Genomic DNA, 15,320 nt, shown 5'->3' on the forward strand with positions numbered 1-15,320 from the left:
CCATGGCCGAAGCGGCCTTCTCTGCCGTCGCGCAATCGTTCCTGACCGTGCAGGTGGGGGGCGAGCGCTTCGCCATTCCCGCATCGGACGTCGCCGAGGTGATCCGCCCTCCCGCCGTGACCCGCGTGCCGCTGGGGCCCGCGAGCCTCGTCGGGGTCGCGAACCTGCGGGGCGCCGTGATGCCGGTGGTGTCGCTGCACAGCCTGCTCGGCGTCGAGAAGAAACCCTCCGCCAATGCCCGCGTCGTGGTGGTCGACCGGGGCGCTCCGGTCGGTCTCATGATCGATGGCGTTGCGTCGTTGGACACGTCCGGCGACGGCGATGCGCCTGCCCGGATGATCGACCTCGATGCGCTTCTCCTGCGCGACTTCGGCCGCTTCGCCCGCCGGTCCAGGCACGGACAGGATGCTTCCGCCAATGCGTTTCGGGAGCAGTCCGATGCGGCCCGCGACGAAACGGCTCTCGTGTGCTTCGTCGTAGGCAATCAGGACTTTGCGCTGCCCTTGGCATCGGTCCACGAGGTCGTGGCGATTCCCTCCGGCATCACGGCACTCCCGCAGGCCGACGCCGTGACGCTCGGCGTCATGGCGCTCCGCGGGCACCTGCTGCCGCTCCTGTCGCTCCGCGCGCTCCTGGCACTGCACGCCGGCGGACGGACCGGGAGCAGGGCGCGCGTCGTGGTGGTGCGCATCGGCGCCGGGCTGGTGGGTCTTGCGGTCGACGGCATGAAGGAGATCCTCCGCGTTCCGTCGGACGACATCGATCCCGTTCCGGCGATCCTGACCCGGGGCAGCGCGGAGGCCCAGATCCAAGGAATTTGCCGCCTCGAGGGCGGAAAGCGGCTGGTGTCGATCTTGTCCACAGAGCATCTGGTTCGCGACCAGGCCCTGACGGAGCAGATCCTGTCGCGAGCGGAGAATGACCACGCCATGGGCACGAGCAGCGATCCGTCGGAAGCCGACGAGCAGTTCATCGTCTTTCGGCTGGGCGGGGAGGAATACGGCCTCCCGGTCGCATCCGTCGATGAGGTGGTGCGCATGCCGGAGACCCTCGCACGATTGCCGAAGGCCCCGGATTTCATCGAAGGGGTCATGAACCTGCGCGGGCGCGTCCTTCCAGTGATCGATCAGCGGAGACGCTTCCGGTTCGAGGAGCGGGGAGAGCGGCGGCGCGAGCGCGTCGTCGTCGTCAGGATCGAACACATGCTGGCTGGGTTCGTCGTCGACGGCGTATCGGAGGTGCTCAGGATCCCCCAAAGCCTGCTGCGCCCGACCCCCGATCTGGCCGGCGGCGGCGCCCAGGCCATCGACCGCGTCGCCAACATCGAGATCGAGGGACGGATGATCCTGCTGCTCAATCCGCGCGAGCTGCTGGACCGAGCCGAGAAGGATCTTCTGGCGGCGATGGACGGCGACAACCCGGAGCGGCCCGCTTCGTGATCCGGCTGCTCATCGTCGATGACTCACCCCTGATGCGCCGTCTCCTCGGCAACGTCTTCGCCGCCGAGGGCGACTTCGAGATCGCATTCGCCCGCAATGGCGCCGAAGCCCTGGAGCGTCTGCGGGACTTCGAGCCGGACGTGATCACGCTCGACGTCCACATGCCGGAGATGGACGGCATCGCGTGCCTCGACCGGATCATGCTCGAACGCCCATGCCCGGTCGTGATGGTCTCATCCCTGACGGAGGCGGATGCGAGCGTCACTCTCGAGGCTTTCGCTCTGGGAGCCATCGACTTCATCACCAAGCCCGAGCGCGCGATCTCCCTGGAAATCGAGACGCTGGCGCCAAAGCTCGTGGAAAAGGTTCGGGCCGCATCCCGAGCCCGCCTTCCCGGAAGCCTGCGGCTGGCCGAGCGGGTTCGGCTGCGCAGTGGGCTCGGAGGATCCGATGCCGTCAGGGTGCCTCGGCGGCGCGCTCCTGCCCCGCCGAGGAAGCGGACCGTCAAGGCGGGGTCGACCTCTGGCCTGGTTCTCGTCGGCACGTCCACCGGGGGGCCGCCGGCCCTGGATGCGCTCCTCTCGCGGCTGCCGGTAGGCTTCCCCTGGCCCGTCGTGGTGGCCCAGCATATGCCGGGCTCGTTCACCGGCCCCCTTGCCCGGAGGCTTGACAAGCTCTGCGCCCTCTCCGTCACGGAGGTCGCGAGCCCGATGCCCCTGACGGCCGGTACGGTCTATATCGGAAAGGGCGATGCCGACGTGATCGTCGGCCTGCGTTCTACAGGTCCCGTCGTGATGGCGGCTCCCTCGCTGCCGGAGTACCGCTGGCATCCGAGCGTGGATCGCCTGGTGGAGAGCGCCATGGGGCATTTCGCGCCCGAAAGGCTGATCGGCGTGCTGATGACCGGGATGGGCACCGATGGGGCCGAGGCCATGTCGCGGCTGCGCAGCCAGGGCGGCCGGACCATCGCGGAATCGGAAGAGACCGCGGTCGTCTGGGGCATGCCGGGCGATCTCGTCCGGCGTGGGGGTGCGGAGATCGTCGCGCCCCTGGAGCAGATCGCCGATCGGGTCTTGGACATGGTGGAGCGCTCATGAGCAGGCTCCCGGCCGCTTCCGGAAAAGCGTCGGTTCTCACGGCGGACGAGATCCGTCGTCTGTGCGAATTCCTCTATCGCCGCACAGGAATGATTTTCGGCGAGAGCAAGCGCTATTACATCGAGAGGCGCGTCGCCGACCGAATGGCCTCTTCCGGGTTCCGATCCTTTCCGGCCTACTTCTCCCACGTCGAGGCCGACGAGGGGGAGGTAGAGCTTCTGATCAACATCTTCACGGTGAACGAAACCTACTTCTACCGCGAGGAGCATCAGCTCCGCTGCCTCGGCCGATCGCTGCTGCCGGACATCGTGCGGCATCGACAGCCCGGAGATCTCGTCCGGATCTGGTCGGTGCCTTGCTCGACGGGAGAGGAGCCTTATTCGATCGCGATCTGGCTGCTCGAGAACTGGCCGATGGTCGACGCCTACCACATCGAGATCGTCGGGTCCGACATCGATACGCGAGCCCTCATGGAGGCCGAGGCCGGCGATTACGGCGAGCGCGCGCTCTCCCGCCTGCCGCCCGACGTGATCGAGCACTACTTCGAACCGTCCCATGACGGGCATCGCAGGCTGATCCAGGATCTGCGGGAATCGGTGAAGTTCACCGCAACCAATCTGGTGGACGCGGCATCGGTGGCGGAGCAGGGCCGCTTCGACATCGTCTTCTGCCGCAATGTCCTGATCTATTTCGACGACGCCTCCCGGCTTCTGGCCGCGAACAACCTCTACGACGCCATTAATCCCGGCGGCTATCTCTGCCTCGGTCACACCGAGTCGATGACCCGCATTTCCAAGAGGTTCACACTTCGCCGCTTCGAGGATGCGATCGTCTATCAGCGCCCGGAGGAGGGACCGTGATGGATGACCTTCTCCAGCACTTCATCGTCGAGGCACGCGACCTGGTTCAGCGGGCAACGGACGACCTCATGGCGCTCGAGAAGGATCCGGCTGCGGCCGGGCACCTGGATGGCGCCTTCCGGGCCGTTCACACGCTCAAGGGCTCGGTCGGCCTTTTCGATTTCGCCCCGATGGGACTGGCGCTCCACGCGGCCGAGGATCTTCTCGGAGCCGTCAAGGCGGGGCAGGCCAGGGCCGAGAGCCAGATGATCGACACTCTGCTCGACTGCATCGATCAGGTGGAGCGCTGGGTCGATGTGATCGAGCGGGACGGGCAACTGCCGGCCGGTGCAGCCAGCGAAGGATACCGCCTTGCGCAGGCTCTCCGCTCCCTCCTCGACCGTGAAGGTCCGGCTCGCTCGGAGACTGCGGCCTCCGATGGCGAGCCCGGATGGGTCGAGGCGCTGATCGACGCGAACGCCGCTCTGGTTGCGACGAAGCCGAAGGATGCACCGCTCGTCGCCCTCCGCTACACGCCACGGTCGGATTGCTTCTTCGCCGGCGACGACCCGATTGCTCTTCTCCGGGCGGTGCCGGATCTCGTCGCCGTTCGACTCACGGAGAGGGATCCCTGGCCGCCCGCGGGAGAGATCGACCCGTTCTCGTGCAATCTCACGATCGAAGCGCTGTCGGGGGCAGGGCTCGACGAGGTCAAGGCGCCGTTCCGCTTCCTGCCCGACCAGGTGACGTTTCACGAGATCGCCCGCGCCGGCTGGGCTGATGCGTCGGAGACGACAGCCGACAATCAGGCCGACGTCATTTCGGCCGGCGCGCGCGGCCAGCGCATGCTGCGGGTCGATCCTGCCAGGGTCGACCGCCTCGCGGATCTCGTGGGCGAGCTGATCATCGCCAAGAACGCCCTCACGCATCTGGCCGGCGAGGGAGGCGAGGGATCGGGGCGCAAAGGCGCCTCGCGCGGCGTCCAGGCCGGCCAGGCGGCGATCGACCGTCTCGTGGCCGAGATGCACAGCGCCGTCATGGACATCCGCATGATGCCCATGCGCGACGTCTTCCGGCGCTTTCCACGAGCGGTTCGCGAGACCGCCGGTCAGCTGCACAAGGCCGTGGATTTCTCCATGGAGGGTGAGGACGTCGAGGCTGACAAATCGGTCGTCGAGGGATTGTTCGAGCCGCTGCTCCATGTTCTGCGGAACGCCGTCGCGCACGGTGCCGAGCCGGAGGTCGTCCGCCGGGGTGCCGGAAAGCCGGTCCGGACCCAGGTCGTGCTCCGGGCCCGCCGCGAGGGCGACAGGGTCATGGTCGAGGTCGAGGACGACGGAGGCGGGATCGACCCTGCGGCCATCCGGCGCGTCGCGCGAGAGCGCCATGTGGCGTCGGACGAGCGGATCGGGCGAATGAGCGACGACGAAGCCGTCGAGCTGATCTTCGCGCCCGGCTTCTCGACAGCCTCGGAGATCACCGATCTGGCGGGGCGCGGGGTCGGGATGGATGCGGTGCGATCCGCCATCGAGCGCCTCGGCGGGCAGATCGGCGTCCAGAGCGTCCCGGGGCGCGGCACGACGATCAGGCTTTCCCTGCCCCTGACCATCGTCATGACGAAGGTGATGGCGGTCCGCGTCGGCGGCGAGCGCTACGGGATCCCGCTCGAGGCGGTCGTGGAGACTGCGTCAGTGCCGAAATCCCGCATCCTCCCCGTCCAGGATGCCGAGGCCTTCGTCCTTCGGGACAGAACGTTCCCGCTTCTCCGGCTCGGAGATCTGCTGGAGCTCCCCCGGACCGAGGCGCCGGATGCCGGCGTGAAGACCCTGGTCATGTCCGTTGGAGGCGAACGGGTCGGGATCGCGGTCGACGGCTTCTCGGACACGATGGACGTTCTGATGCGTCCCATGGACGGCATTCTCGCCGGCATGCCCGGGGTCATGGGGACGACCCTGCTCGGGGACGGCAGCGTTCTGATGATCCTCGACATACCGGAGCTGATCGGATGAGCGTGCGCTTGAACGGCAACGTCATCGTGCTGGAGGGGCCGTGCCGCGTCGAAGATGCCGAGCCCTTGCTGGGATGGCTTCAGGCCGACGGAAGCCGCGTCGTGGAGCTGACGGCGGTCGAACACCTTCACACGGCGGTCGTCCAGGTGCTGATGGCCCTGCGGCCCGGCATCAGGGGAACAGGAAACGACGCGTTCGTCCGCGACTGGATCGTTCCCGCTCTGACGACACCCGAGCCCGCCGACACAATGACGCAGGAGGGCTGAGCAGTTGTCATTCTCCCTGCATACACTAAAAGAACCGAAAGACCTTTCTCCGAGCCGGGCCAACCCTTCCGGGCAGCCTCCTCTGTGGCGGAGCACCTGAGTGGCAACAACTGTTCTGATCGTCGACGATAGCAAGCTGGCCCGCATCGTCGCAGCGAAAGCGCTGGCTTCGCTCCAGCCCGACTGGGAGCGCGTGGAGGCCGGAAACGCCCACGAGGCTCTCGAGATCCTGCGGGGCAGGAAGATCGATCTGGCCATGATCGACTTCAACATGCCGGACAAGGACGGGCTCGAACTGGCAGCGGACATGCGGACCATGCACCCGATGATGCCGATCGCGGTGATCACGGCCAACATCCAGGACGAGGTGATTGCCCGGGCGCGGGCCGTGAATGCCACGTTCGTCAGCAAGCCCCTGACGGAGGACGGCCTGCGAGGGTTCGTCTCGGGCGCCGCGCTGCGTCTGCGCTCGAGCGGCGCGTAGCGCCATGGCGCAGGTTGTCGCCCTGACCGAACTCGAACGCGATGCGCTGACGGAACTCGTCAATATCGGCGTCAGCCGGGCTGCTTCCAGCCTGCGCAAGATGGTCGGCGAGGAAGTGCTGCTTTCCGTGCCCTCCATCGAGGTCATGAACCCGCACGACGCGGCCCGGCTGATCGGGGAGCGTGAGATCGACGACCTCGTGGCCATCCAGCAGCAGTTCGAGGGCGCATTCTCCGGCCGAGCCCTGCTGATCTTTCCCGAAGCGACTAGCCTCGACCTCGTCAGGGCGATCATCGGGGACGACGTGCCTCCCGATCAGATCGCCGAGATGGAGCAGGAGGCCCTGGCCGAAACGGGGAACGTGATCCTGAACGGCTGCTTGGCGACCATGGCCAACATGCTCAAGCGGTCCCTGAACATCTCGCTGCCGGAGGTCATCCGCGGGGACGGGGCGAGGCTGTTCGCATCGTCGCAGGAGTCCTCGAACGACGGCCTGGTGCTGTTCCTCTATATCAACTTTTCGGTCCGCAATCGCGATATTCGGGGTTATATTGCGATGCTGATGGATCTGCCGTCCCTCTCTGCGTTGAAGGAGCTTATCGCAAGTTTCATCCTTCGGGTTGTCGGCGACGAGGCTTAGACCCAGATGACCGAGAACGATCCCTCGAGCAGACCGCAGCAGGCATGACCGTCCAGGAGTTCCCGCGAGGCGAGGTGAGACGGGCGCTTGAGGAGGCTTCCTTGGAGCTGCGCCGGACGGCTGGCCCCATCTTCTCGGCCCTGGAGCGATCCGGGCTCCCGATGATCGCGACGAACCCGCGGCTGCCGGACAATCCCATCATTTTTGTCAACGAGGCGTTCTGCCAAGTCACCGGCTACCTGCCCGAGGAGGCTCTGGGCCAAAACTGCCGCTTCCTTCAGGCGCCGGAGACCGATCAGGATACGGTCACGCTGATCCGCCAGGCGATCACCTCCGGTCGGGCAGTCTCTGTCGAGCTTCTGAACCGGCGCAAGGACGGCTCGCCGTTCTGGAACCACCTGTTCATCACCCCGGTCAGCAGCGAGGCCGGAGACCTCTTGTTCTTTCTCTCGACGCAGGTCGACGTCACCCCGAAGCACAATGCGGAGAAGACGCAGGCGGCGCTCGTCGCAAGCCAGCGGGAGCTCGACCGCACCAATGAACGGCTGCGACTGACGCTCACGGTTGCCGGTACGGGCGGGTCCTGGGACTGGGACATCCCGAACCGGCGTCTGACCGCGGATGCGCGCTTTGCTGCGCTTCATGGCCTCGACCAGGCGGACGCGGTGAACGGGCTGCCGCCCGAGGCATTCTTCAAGGCGATCCATCCGGATGACCGCCTGCGGATCCGCCTTGCGGTCGCTGGCATCCTGAACGGGGCGGAGATCTTCTCGAAGGAGTATCGCCTCCTGGCGCCCGACGGGACGGTGCGCTGGGTGCATGCCCGCGGCCGCTGCCACTTTGCCGACAACGACGAACCGGTGAGGTTCACCGGCGTCGTGCTCGACGTCACGGAGCAGAAGCATGTCGAGGAGCGCCTGCGGATCGCCCAGAGCGCCGGCGGCGTCGGAACGTTCGAATACGTGGACGGCTTTGCGACGGTCAGCGTTTCCGACGAATTCTGCCGCCTGCTGGGGCTCCACCCCACGGGCGATCTGCCTGTCCGCACGATCAATTCCCTGGTCATCCAGGGCGATCCCGCCATCGTCGAGCAGGGGGCTACCCCGCATGGTTCGTCCTACGTGGAGTTCCGGATCCGGCGCGCGGACACCATGGAGCCCCGCTGGCTCGCGCGCCGGGGCGAGTACGTCAGCGATGCGGAGACGGCGGGGCTGCGCTTCATCGGCGTGATCTACGACATCACCGCCGCCAAGCGGTCCGAGGAAACCCTGCGCGAGCTGAACGAGAAGCTGGAGAGCAGGGTGGAGGAGCGCACCCGGGAGCGCGACCGGCTCTGGAGCCTCTCGAGCGACCTCTTCAGCGTCTGCGACGCCACCGGCCGCCTGAAGGCCGTCAACCCGGCCTGGACCGAACTGCTGGGCTACACGGAAGACGAGGTCGTCGGATCCCGGTTCGACCGATGGATCCACCCTGAGGACTCGGCCGCGAACGAGGCGCTCGTCCTTGCGATGAAGCGCAGGGAGCCTGTGCGCGACTTCGATGTGCGGGTGCGCGCGAAGGACGGTTCCTACCGTTGGATCAACTGGACCTTCGCGCCTGCCGGCGACGTGTTCTACAGCGTCGGCCGCGACGTCACCCAGCGCAAGCAGCTGGAGGATCAACTTCGCCAGAGCCAGAAGATGGAAGCCGTCGGCCAGCTGACCGGCGGCATCGCGCACGACTTCAACAACCTGCTGACCGGCATCGTCGGCTCGCTCGAGCTTCTCCAGACGCGGCTGGCGCAAGGCCGCACCGAAAGCCTGGAGCGCTATGCCAAGGCCGCGAGCACCTCGGCCAATCGCGCGGCTGCGCTCACGCACCGGCTCCTCGCCTTTTCCCGCCGGCAGCCTCTGGATCCCAAACCGGTCGATGCCAACCGCCTCATCGGTTCCATGGAAGAGCTTCTTCGCAGGACGATCTCCGAGTCGATCCGGCTCGAGATCAGGCCATCGAACGGCCTTCCGATGACGTTGTGCGATCCGAACCAGTTGGAAAGCGCCATTCTCAACCTCGCGATCAACGCCAGGGACGCCATGCGGTCGGGCGGGATGCTGGTCATCGAAACGGCCATCGCGCAACTGGACATGACCTCCTCGGGGGGCGACGGGGATGTCGGCCCCGGCCCGTACGTGACGATCCGGGTTTCGGATACGGGAACCGGCATGCCGGCCGACGTTCTGGCTCAGGCGTTCGATCCGTTCTTCACCACCAAACCGCTCGGTGAGGGAACGGGCCTCGGCCTGTCCATGGTCTACGGCTTCGCCAAGCAGTCGGAGGGGCATGTCCGGATCGAGAGTTCGGTCGGCGCGGGAACGAGCGTGACGATGTACCTGCCTTCGTATAGCGGCGAGGTCGCGGACGCTGCCGCGGGCCCGGCATCCCACAGACCCCACCGGGCCGAAGATGGCGAGACCGTCCTGGTCGTGGAGGACGAGCCGGTCGTCCGATCGCTCATCCTCGAGGTCCTGGCCGAACTCGGCTATCGGGCCCTTGCGGCGGTGGACGGTCCGTCGGGCCTCAGGGTGCTCGAGTCGAATCAGCGCATCGACCTGCTCGTCACCGACGTGGGGCTGCCCGGTCTGAACGGCCGCCAACTCGCCGACCACGCCCGTCTGACGAGGCCCGGCCTCAAGGTGCTCTTCATCACCGGCTATGCCGAGCAGGCCGCTATGGCGTCCGGCTTCCTCGCCTCGGGAATGGAGATGATCACGAAGCCGTTCGCCATCGAGGATCTGACATCCCGGATCCGGGACATCATCGAGCGATCCCGATAAGGGCGAATTTTCGCGTCCGGGGCTGTGCGGTCAGGCCTTCCCGCCGCTGCCGATATCCGTCGACGGCGCGCGCTCGGGATGGCTCCCGCCGCCCTGTCGCCTGAGGGCGTTCTCGCAGCGGTCGATATGATCGGCAGCGCGCTGCTGCATTTCCTGGACCGTGTGACACGGAGTACGGACGTCCTGCTGGCAGAATGCGCAGATCATAGGCTCATCTCCTCAATTGGAATAGAAAGGGTAGGTGGCGGCGAAATCGCGGATGAGATCGGTCTTGCTGGGACGTCAGGTCGTCGGCCCGGCAGTCGGCTCCGTTGAGAGCTGCGATCCGTGCGGGGTCCTATTCCGGCCTGGAGCGGTCGCCCGGCTTCGGGGCATCGGACTGTCCGAAGCCCTTGCGCTGATCGTTCCCGGTGATGCTTCGGTTGCTCCGCGATCCGTCGCTCGGCTCCTCGTGATCAGGGCTGCTCTGGCCGGGATGAACGATGCTGGTGTTGAGGCTCTGCTCCGCCAAGCCTTCGGTCCGGTCGAGATCCTTGCCGATCATGACCGAGCAAGGCCCTGAATGTCGGGTCTGGTCGAGCCGCTCACGATGCCGTACCGGTGCCGGAGCGCGTTCTCGCAGCGATCGACATGGTGCGCGGCCCGCTGCTGCATGTCCTGTGTGCTGTGGCAGGGGTTCTCGACATCCTGCTGACAGAATTGGCATCTCATCGCGATCTCCCTTCCGGCATGATCATCGGGCCAACGTCCGCAGGAAGACGGGGTTCCGGACGGCGCCCGAGCGGAAGGCTGGTCGCCCAGGCGATGGAATCCCATAGGCCGTCGGCATCGTGTTCACACGTTCGGCGAGGCCATCGCCAAACCCGCAGCATCGAATTTTTAGGAATTTAGGTCTGACAAATGCCCTTGCGGCAACTCGACCTTAACTTATCGGCTTTTGAATTGATGGTGCGGAATCCGTCGAGGGTTGGGAAACATGTCCATCAAAGCCATGGGAGCGGCCGTTTGCGTCTGCATCGCCGTCCTGCTTTCCATCATCTTCGGACGGGATCTTCAAAGGGAATTTGCCGCCATCTCCCAGGCCGAGCAGATCGAACGGGCCACGCAGCTCCGCCAGATCCTGGGGCATGCGACGATCGAACTCTCGATGGAGCGTACACTGACCCAGGTTGCGCTCACGCTGCGCGAGCCGATCACAGCCGAACTGCGGAAGCGGCTCGACGGGCAGCGAGCGCAGTTCGATGCGGCAGCCGCGCGGCTCCAGGAAGCGGCCAAGGCTTCCGGATTGGCCACGCAGGACTTCACGACGGGTTTGGATCAGGCGATCGGCAAGGTTGCCGGCCTCAGGCAGGAAATCGACGGTGAGGTCACGAAGACGGCTTTCCGGCGAGGCAAGGAGCGCACGCACCTTCTCGTGCCGGAGATGAAGGCTCTGACCCGCACCCTGTTCGACTACGGCGCCTATCTCGACGTCAGAAACGCTTCCGTCCCGTCGGGAGTCCTTCACGGCCTCAACGTTCAGAAGCTCGGATGGGAGCTGCGCGAATATGCCAGCCAGGACCAGACGTTCTTCTTGATCGCGAGCGCCGCCCGCTCGCCCATGGACGCGGTAGCCGTCAAGGATGCGGAGATCAGCTTCGGCAAGGCCGAGGAGGTGTTCAACGTCGTGCGCCTGTCGTTGAAATCGTCCGAAGCGACCCAGCAGGAGCGGGACATCGCCGATGTGCTGCAGACGCAGCTCTTCGGAAGCTATCAGGCGCTCAGGGCCAACATGCTCGAAGCATCGGCCACCGGGTCGTTCCCGCTGAGCTTCGATGCCTTCTACGACCAGTCGGGCAAGCTGCTCGAGCCGGCCCTCGACCTCTCGGAAGCCGGCGCTGCCGTGGCTGTGCTGTCAGCGAAGGACAGCCTCGATCAGGCCCGCCGTGCGATGGTCCTGCTCATGCTCGGCGGTGCCGTCACCCTCGTGTGCGTCGGTGCCCTGGTCTGGTTCGTCAACTTCCGGGTCGCCCGCCGGCTCGACATCGTGACAGGCCTCGTCCAGCGGCTTGCGAAGGGCGACCTTTCCATCGATCCCCGCCGCTACAGCGGACGCGACGAGATCGGGCGCCTGGCGGCGGCGCTCGAGGTCTTCAAGGCCAATGCCCAGGAGGTCGAGCAACTCCGTACGCTCCAGGACCAGACGCGTGAGCAGGCCGAGGTCGAGCGGCGCACGGGCCTGCTGATGATTGCGGACGCGCTGGAGCAGGAGGTGAACCACACCGTCAGCGCCCTTGCCGACGCGGCGCAGCAGGCCGAGGCCGCCACGCGGACCGTCGCCGCCTCGGTCGAGATCACGGCGGGCCAGTCCCTGTCCGCCGCCGCCGGTTCCCAGCAGAGCACGGAGAGCATCGATGCGGTCGCGCTTGCTACCGAGGAGCTGACACGTTCCTCCGTCGAGGTGACGGCCCAGATGAGCCGGGCCGCAGCCGTCGCCCGGCAGGCGTCGCAGATGGCCAGCCAGACCAACGCCACGGTGGGCGAGCTCGCGCAGGCGGCGCAGCGGATCGACAACGTGGTCAAGATGATCGCCGAGATCGCTTCCCAGACCAACCTGCTCGCCCTCAACGCCACGATCGAGGCGGCGCGAGCCGGGGAGGCGGGTCGCGGCTTCGCCGTCGTGGCAAGTGAGGTGAAGACCCTGGCGGGCCAGACGGCTCAGGCGACGGAGGAGATTTCCGCCCAGATCGCCGCCATGCAGACCAGCACCGGTCACGCGGTCGCGGCGGTCAGCGACATCGGGCGTATCATCGGCGAGATAGACGCCATCTCGGCCTCGATTGCGGCCGCGACCGAGGAGCAGGCGGTCGCGACGCGGCAGATCGCCGGCAATGTCAGCCAAGCGGCGCAAGGGACGCGAGAGGTCTCGCAGAACGTGGCGAGCGTCAGCGCCGCCGCTACGACGGCCGGCGAGGCGGTCCACCACGCCGCCGGCGCCGTCGAGCAGATCCGGGAGCAGGCCGATGCCCTGTCCGCGGCGGTGGGCGGCTTCCTGGGTCGTCTCAGGGTCGCCTGATCCGCAGGAGACGGGAGCAACCCTCCCATTCATCGGCGGCTATGGCCGGAGCCTCGGCACGGACGTTATAGGCAGGTGAACCCTGCCATTCCAAGGTTGCCCAGATCGTGCATTCACCCGGCCCTTCCTCGTCCGCAGAGATGGATCTCGCGGACGAGCAGCTGATCGACGCCGAGATCGACAGCGCTCCGCCGCCGCCTCCGACCAGGGCCCATAGCCTGGCGGCTCGGATCCTGCTCGGCGCGAGCCTCGTGCTGATCGCCTTCAACCTGCGGCCGGTCTTCTCGAGCCTGTCCGTGCTGCTGCCGGAGATCATGCAGTCCACGGGCATCTCTCCGTCGAGTGCCAGCCTGATCACGACTCTGCCGGTGCTCTGCCTCGGTCTCTTCGCGCCGATCGCGCCCGAACTGGCACGGCGCTTCGGGGCCGAGCGCACGATTCTCGCAATGCTCGCTGTCCTGGCGCTGGGAACGGGAATGCGGGGCCTCGCCACCGTGCCGGCGCTGTTGGCGGGATCCGCTTTCGCCGGCGCCAGCATCGCGGTCGTCAACGTTCTCCTGCCCGGGCTGGTGAAGCGGGACTTTCCCACTCACGCGGCCATGATGACAGGTCTCTACACCATGGCCCTCTGTGCGGGCGCCGCAGGCGCCGCGGGCTTCACGGTGCCCCTGGAACACATCCTCGGCGGTGAGTGGCCGTACGCACTTGCGATCTGGGCCGCTCCGGCCGTCGTCGTCTTCCTGCTCTGGACGCCGCAGGCGATACGGTCCAAGGCTGCTCCGCGGCGGACGATGCCGCACGGTCCCGGCCTCTGGCGCGATCCGCTCGCGTGGCAGGTCACCCTGTTCATGGGGCTGCAATCGGCGCTCGCCTATTGCGTCTTCGGCTGGCTCGCGCCGATCCTGCGGGAGCGGGGGCTCGATGCCGTTACGGCTGGCGCCGTCGTGTCCGTCTCGGTCCTGATCCAGATGCTGGCTTGCCTGATGGTGCCGTCGATCGCCGTCAGAGGACGCGACCAACGGCTCATCAATGTGCTGCTCGTGGGAGCTGCGGTCGCCGGGCTCCTGGGCTGCCTCTTCGCACCTCTCTCGACCGTCTGGTTCTGGGCCGTGCTCCAGGGCTCGGGCCAGGGCGGCCTGATCGCGATCGCCATGACCCTGATCATCCTGCGCTCGCCGGACGCGCACGTGGCCGCCCACCTCTCGGGCATGGCGCAGGGCGTCGGCTACGTGCTGGCCGCCTGCGGTCCGCTCGTCGTCGGGTTTTTGCGCGACTGGACGGGCAGCTTCGACGCCGCAGGCCTCATGTTCGTCGCGGTCGGCGTGACGGCGGCTTCGTGCGGCCTCGGCGCCGGCCGTGCCCGGCAGGTCGGCGCGAGGGGCTGATCCGCCTCAGACGCGCTCCAGCGCCTGGGTCAGATCCTCGAGCAGATCCTCGCGATGCTCCAAGCCGGTGGAGAAGCGCACAAGTCCGTCCGGAATGCCCATGTCGGCGCGGATTTCCGGCGCGAAGCGCTGGTGTGTCGTCGTCATGGGGTGCGTGACCAAGCTCTTCGCATCCCCGAGATTGTTGGAGATACGGATCAGCCGCAGGGCGTTCATGAACCGGAAGGCGCCGTCCTTCCCGCCCTCGACCTCCAGCGCCAGCATGGTCGAGCCGCCGCTCATCTGACGCCGGATCAGGTCGGCCTGCGGGTGATCGGGGCGCCCCGGAAAGGTCAGGCGCCGCAGCTTGGGATGATCGTGCAGGGCATCGGCCAGGAAGCCGGCCGTCGCCGTCTGGCGTTCCACGCGTAGCGACAGGGTCTCCAGCCCTTTTAGGAGAACCCAGGCGTTGAACGGCGACAGGGTCGGCCCGGTCATGCGCAGGAACTGCTGCACCTTGTTCTCGATGAAGTCGGCGGATCCGAGGATCACGCCACCCAGGCATCGACCCTGGCCGTCGATGTGCTTGGTGGCGGAATAGACGACGCAGTCGGCGCCGAGCGCCAGGGGCTTCTGCCACAGGGGCGTCGCGAAGACGTTGTCGACGGTGAGCGTCGCGCCGGCCGTGTGGGCGATCTCCGCTACCCCTTCGATGTCGATGATCTCCAGGCTTGGATTGGATGGGGTCTCCAGCAGGAAGGCCTTGGTCTCGGGCCTCACCGCCTCCCGCCACTGATCGAGGTCGCGTCCGTCCACCAGGGTGCAGCCGACGCCGAAGCGCGGGAGCAGGTCCTCGACGATCCAGCGACAGGATCCGAACAGCGCCCTTGCGGCGACGACGTGATCGCCGGCCTGGACCTGTCCCATCATCGCGGCGGTGACGGCGGCCATGCCGGTCGCGGTCGCGGCGGCCATCTCGGCGCCTTCGAGCGAGGCCATGCGCTCCTCGAACACCGTCGTGGTGGGATTGGTGTAGCGGGTGTAGCTGTATCCGGTTTCCTCGTTCAGAAACCGTCGCTCAGCCGTCTCCGCGTTCTCGTAGATGAAGCCCTGCGTGAGAAAGAGCGCTTCGGAGGTTTCGCCGAACGGCGTACGCTCCTGACCCTCGTGCACGAGGCGGGTTTCGAGGCGGTAGTCGGGACATCGAGGCTTGGTCATGGGGGAACATTAATGTTGTTCTTTATAAAGAACAATCGTTTTTTATGGGGGAAACATCCCTAAAAGGAGAACAGAAGCGATGCTCCCCCTCATTCG

13 protein-coding genes are annotated in these 15,320 nt (G+C 66.7%); 10 read left to right on the forward strand and 3 right to left on the reverse strand.

Features of this window, described 5'->3' with window-relative positions; all coding sequences use genetic code 11:
- The first annotated feature begins 2 nt into the window (after nucleotides 1-2).
- The 8 genes from DES45_RS18730 (at nucleotide 3) to DES45_RS18765 (ending at nucleotide 9,587) form a co-directional block, all read left to right on the forward strand.
- A complete protein-coding gene (locus DES45_RS18730; protein ID WP_170151560.1) occupies nucleotides 3-1,439 on the forward strand; it encodes a chemotaxis protein CheW in 1,437 nt (478 codons plus the stop codon).
- Complete coding sequence (gene cheB, locus DES45_RS18735; protein ID WP_114771549.1) at nucleotides 1,436-2,536, forward strand: chemotaxis-specific protein-glutamate methyltransferase CheB; 1,101 nt, start codon at nucleotides 1,436-1,438, stop codon at nucleotides 2,534-2,536. Before DES45_RS18730 ends, cheB begins: the two co-directional genes overlap by 4 nt.
- Nucleotides 2,533-3,396, forward strand: a complete 864-nt coding sequence (locus DES45_RS18740) for a CheR family methyltransferase (protein ID WP_114771550.1) — start codon at nucleotides 2,533-2,535, stop codon at nucleotides 3,394-3,396. Before cheB ends, DES45_RS18740 begins: the two co-directional genes overlap by 4 nt.
- Nucleotides 3,396-5,384: a chemotaxis protein CheA gene (locus DES45_RS18745; RefSeq protein ID WP_114771551.1), complete on the forward strand. Its 1,989-nt coding sequence runs from the start codon at nucleotides 3,396-3,398 to the stop codon at nucleotides 5,382-5,384. Before DES45_RS18740 ends, DES45_RS18745 begins: the two co-directional genes overlap by 1 nt.
- The gene (locus tag DES45_RS18750; RefSeq protein ID WP_114771552.1) at nucleotides 5,381-5,650 is read left to right on the forward strand and encodes a hypothetical protein; all 270 of its coding nucleotides are present in this window, start codon (nucleotides 5,381-5,383) and stop codon (nucleotides 5,648-5,650) included. Before DES45_RS18745 ends, DES45_RS18750 begins: the two co-directional genes overlap by 4 nt.
- 100 nt (nucleotides 5,651-5,750) lie before the next feature.
- A complete protein-coding gene (locus DES45_RS18755) occupies nucleotides 5,751-6,134 on the forward strand; it encodes a response regulator transcription factor (RefSeq protein ID WP_114771553.1) in 384 nt (127 codons plus the stop codon).
- Between the two features lie 4 nt (nucleotides 6,135-6,138).
- A complete protein-coding gene (locus DES45_RS18760) occupies nucleotides 6,139-6,774 on the forward strand; it encodes a chemotaxis protein CheX (RefSeq protein WP_114771554.1) in 636 nt (211 codons plus the stop codon).
- 161 nt (nucleotides 6,775-6,935) lie between these two features.
- Nucleotides 6,936-9,587, forward strand: coding sequence for a hybrid sensor histidine kinase/response regulator (locus DES45_RS18765; protein ID WP_245571795.1), 2,652 nt, complete (start codon nucleotides 6,936-6,938; stop codon nucleotides 9,585-9,587).
- 30 nt (nucleotides 9,588-9,617) lie between these two features.
- Here the strand turns inward: DES45_RS18765 and DES45_RS25230 are convergent, their stop codons facing one another.
- Both DES45_RS25230 and DES45_RS18770 read right to left on the reverse strand, forming a co-directional pair.
- Nucleotides 9,618-9,794, reverse strand: a complete 177-nt coding sequence (locus DES45_RS25230; protein WP_170151561.1) for a hypothetical protein — start codon at nucleotides 9,792-9,794, stop codon at nucleotides 9,618-9,620.
- A gap of 130 nt (nucleotides 9,795-9,924) precedes the next feature.
- Nucleotides 9,925-10,131, reverse strand: coding sequence for a hypothetical protein (locus tag DES45_RS18770; RefSeq protein WP_114771556.1), 207 nt, complete (start codon nucleotides 10,129-10,131; stop codon nucleotides 9,925-9,927).
- Between the two features lie 432 nt (nucleotides 10,132-10,563).
- Here DES45_RS18770 and DES45_RS18775 point away from each other — a divergent pair, with 432 nt between their 5' ends.
- A complete protein-coding gene (locus DES45_RS18775; RefSeq protein WP_114771557.1) occupies nucleotides 10,564-12,642 on the forward strand; it encodes a methyl-accepting chemotaxis protein in 2,079 nt (692 codons plus the stop codon).
- A gap of 107 nt (nucleotides 12,643-12,749) precedes the next feature.
- The gene (locus tag DES45_RS18780; protein WP_173949867.1) at nucleotides 12,750-14,027 is read left to right on the forward strand and encodes a CynX/NimT family MFS transporter; all 1,278 of its coding nucleotides are present in this window, start codon (nucleotides 12,750-12,752) and stop codon (nucleotides 14,025-14,027) included.
- Nucleotides 14,028-14,033: 6 nt separating this feature from the next.
- On the opposite strand, the gene metZ is transcribed toward DES45_RS18780, so the two are convergent.
- The gene (gene metZ / locus DES45_RS18785) at nucleotides 14,034-15,224 is read right to left on the reverse strand and encodes an O-succinylhomoserine sulfhydrylase (RefSeq protein ID WP_114771559.1); all 1,191 of its coding nucleotides are present in this window, start codon (nucleotides 15,222-15,224) and stop codon (nucleotides 14,034-14,036) included.
- Nucleotides 15,225-15,320 lie beyond the last annotated feature (96 nt).

Source organism: Microvirga subterranea, assembly GCF_003350535.1.
GTDB classification, from domain to species: Bacteria; Pseudomonadota; Alphaproteobacteria; order Rhizobiales; family Beijerinckiaceae; genus Microvirga; species Microvirga subterranea.

What these genes read in the sequence shown, in the direction of transcription:
- DES45_RS18740 (WP_114771550.1), top strand. Translation starts at nt 2,533, where the DNA reads ATGAGCAGGCTCCCGGCCGCTTCCGGAAAAGCGTCGGTTCTCACGGCG.
- DES45_RS18750 (WP_114771552.1), top strand. Translation starts at nt 5,381, where the DNA reads ATGAGCGTGCGCTTGAACGGCAACGTCATCGTGCTGGAGGGGCCGTGC.
- DES45_RS18765 (WP_245571795.1), top strand. Translation starts at nt 6,936, where the DNA reads ATGATCGCGACGAACCCGCGGCTGCCGGACAATCCCATCATTTTTGTC.
- DES45_RS18770 (WP_114771556.1), bottom strand. Translation starts at nt 10,131, where the DNA reads ATGATCGGCAAGGATCTCGACCGGACCGAAGGCTTGGCGGAGCAGAGC.
- DES45_RS25230 (WP_170151561.1), bottom strand. Translation starts at nt 9,794, where the DNA reads ATGATCTGCGCATTCTGCCAGCAGGACGTCCGTACTCCGTGTCACACG.
- DES45_RS18730 (WP_170151560.1), top strand. Translation starts at nt 3, where the DNA reads ATGGCCGAAGCGGCCTTCTCTGCCGTCGCGCAATCGTTCCTGACCGTG.
- DES45_RS18760 (WP_114771554.1), top strand. Translation starts at nt 6,139, where the DNA reads ATGGCGCAGGTTGTCGCCCTGACCGAACTCGAACGCGATGCGCTGACG.
- DES45_RS18775 (WP_114771557.1), top strand. Translation starts at nt 10,564, where the DNA reads ATGTCCATCAAAGCCATGGGAGCGGCCGTTTGCGTCTGCATCGCCGTC.
- DES45_RS18745 (WP_114771551.1), top strand. Translation starts at nt 3,396, where the DNA reads ATGGATGACCTTCTCCAGCACTTCATCGTCGAGGCACGCGACCTGGTT.
- metZ (WP_114771559.1), bottom strand. Translation starts at nt 15,224, where the DNA reads ATGACCAAGCCTCGATGTCCCGACTACCGCCTCGAAACCCGCCTCGTG.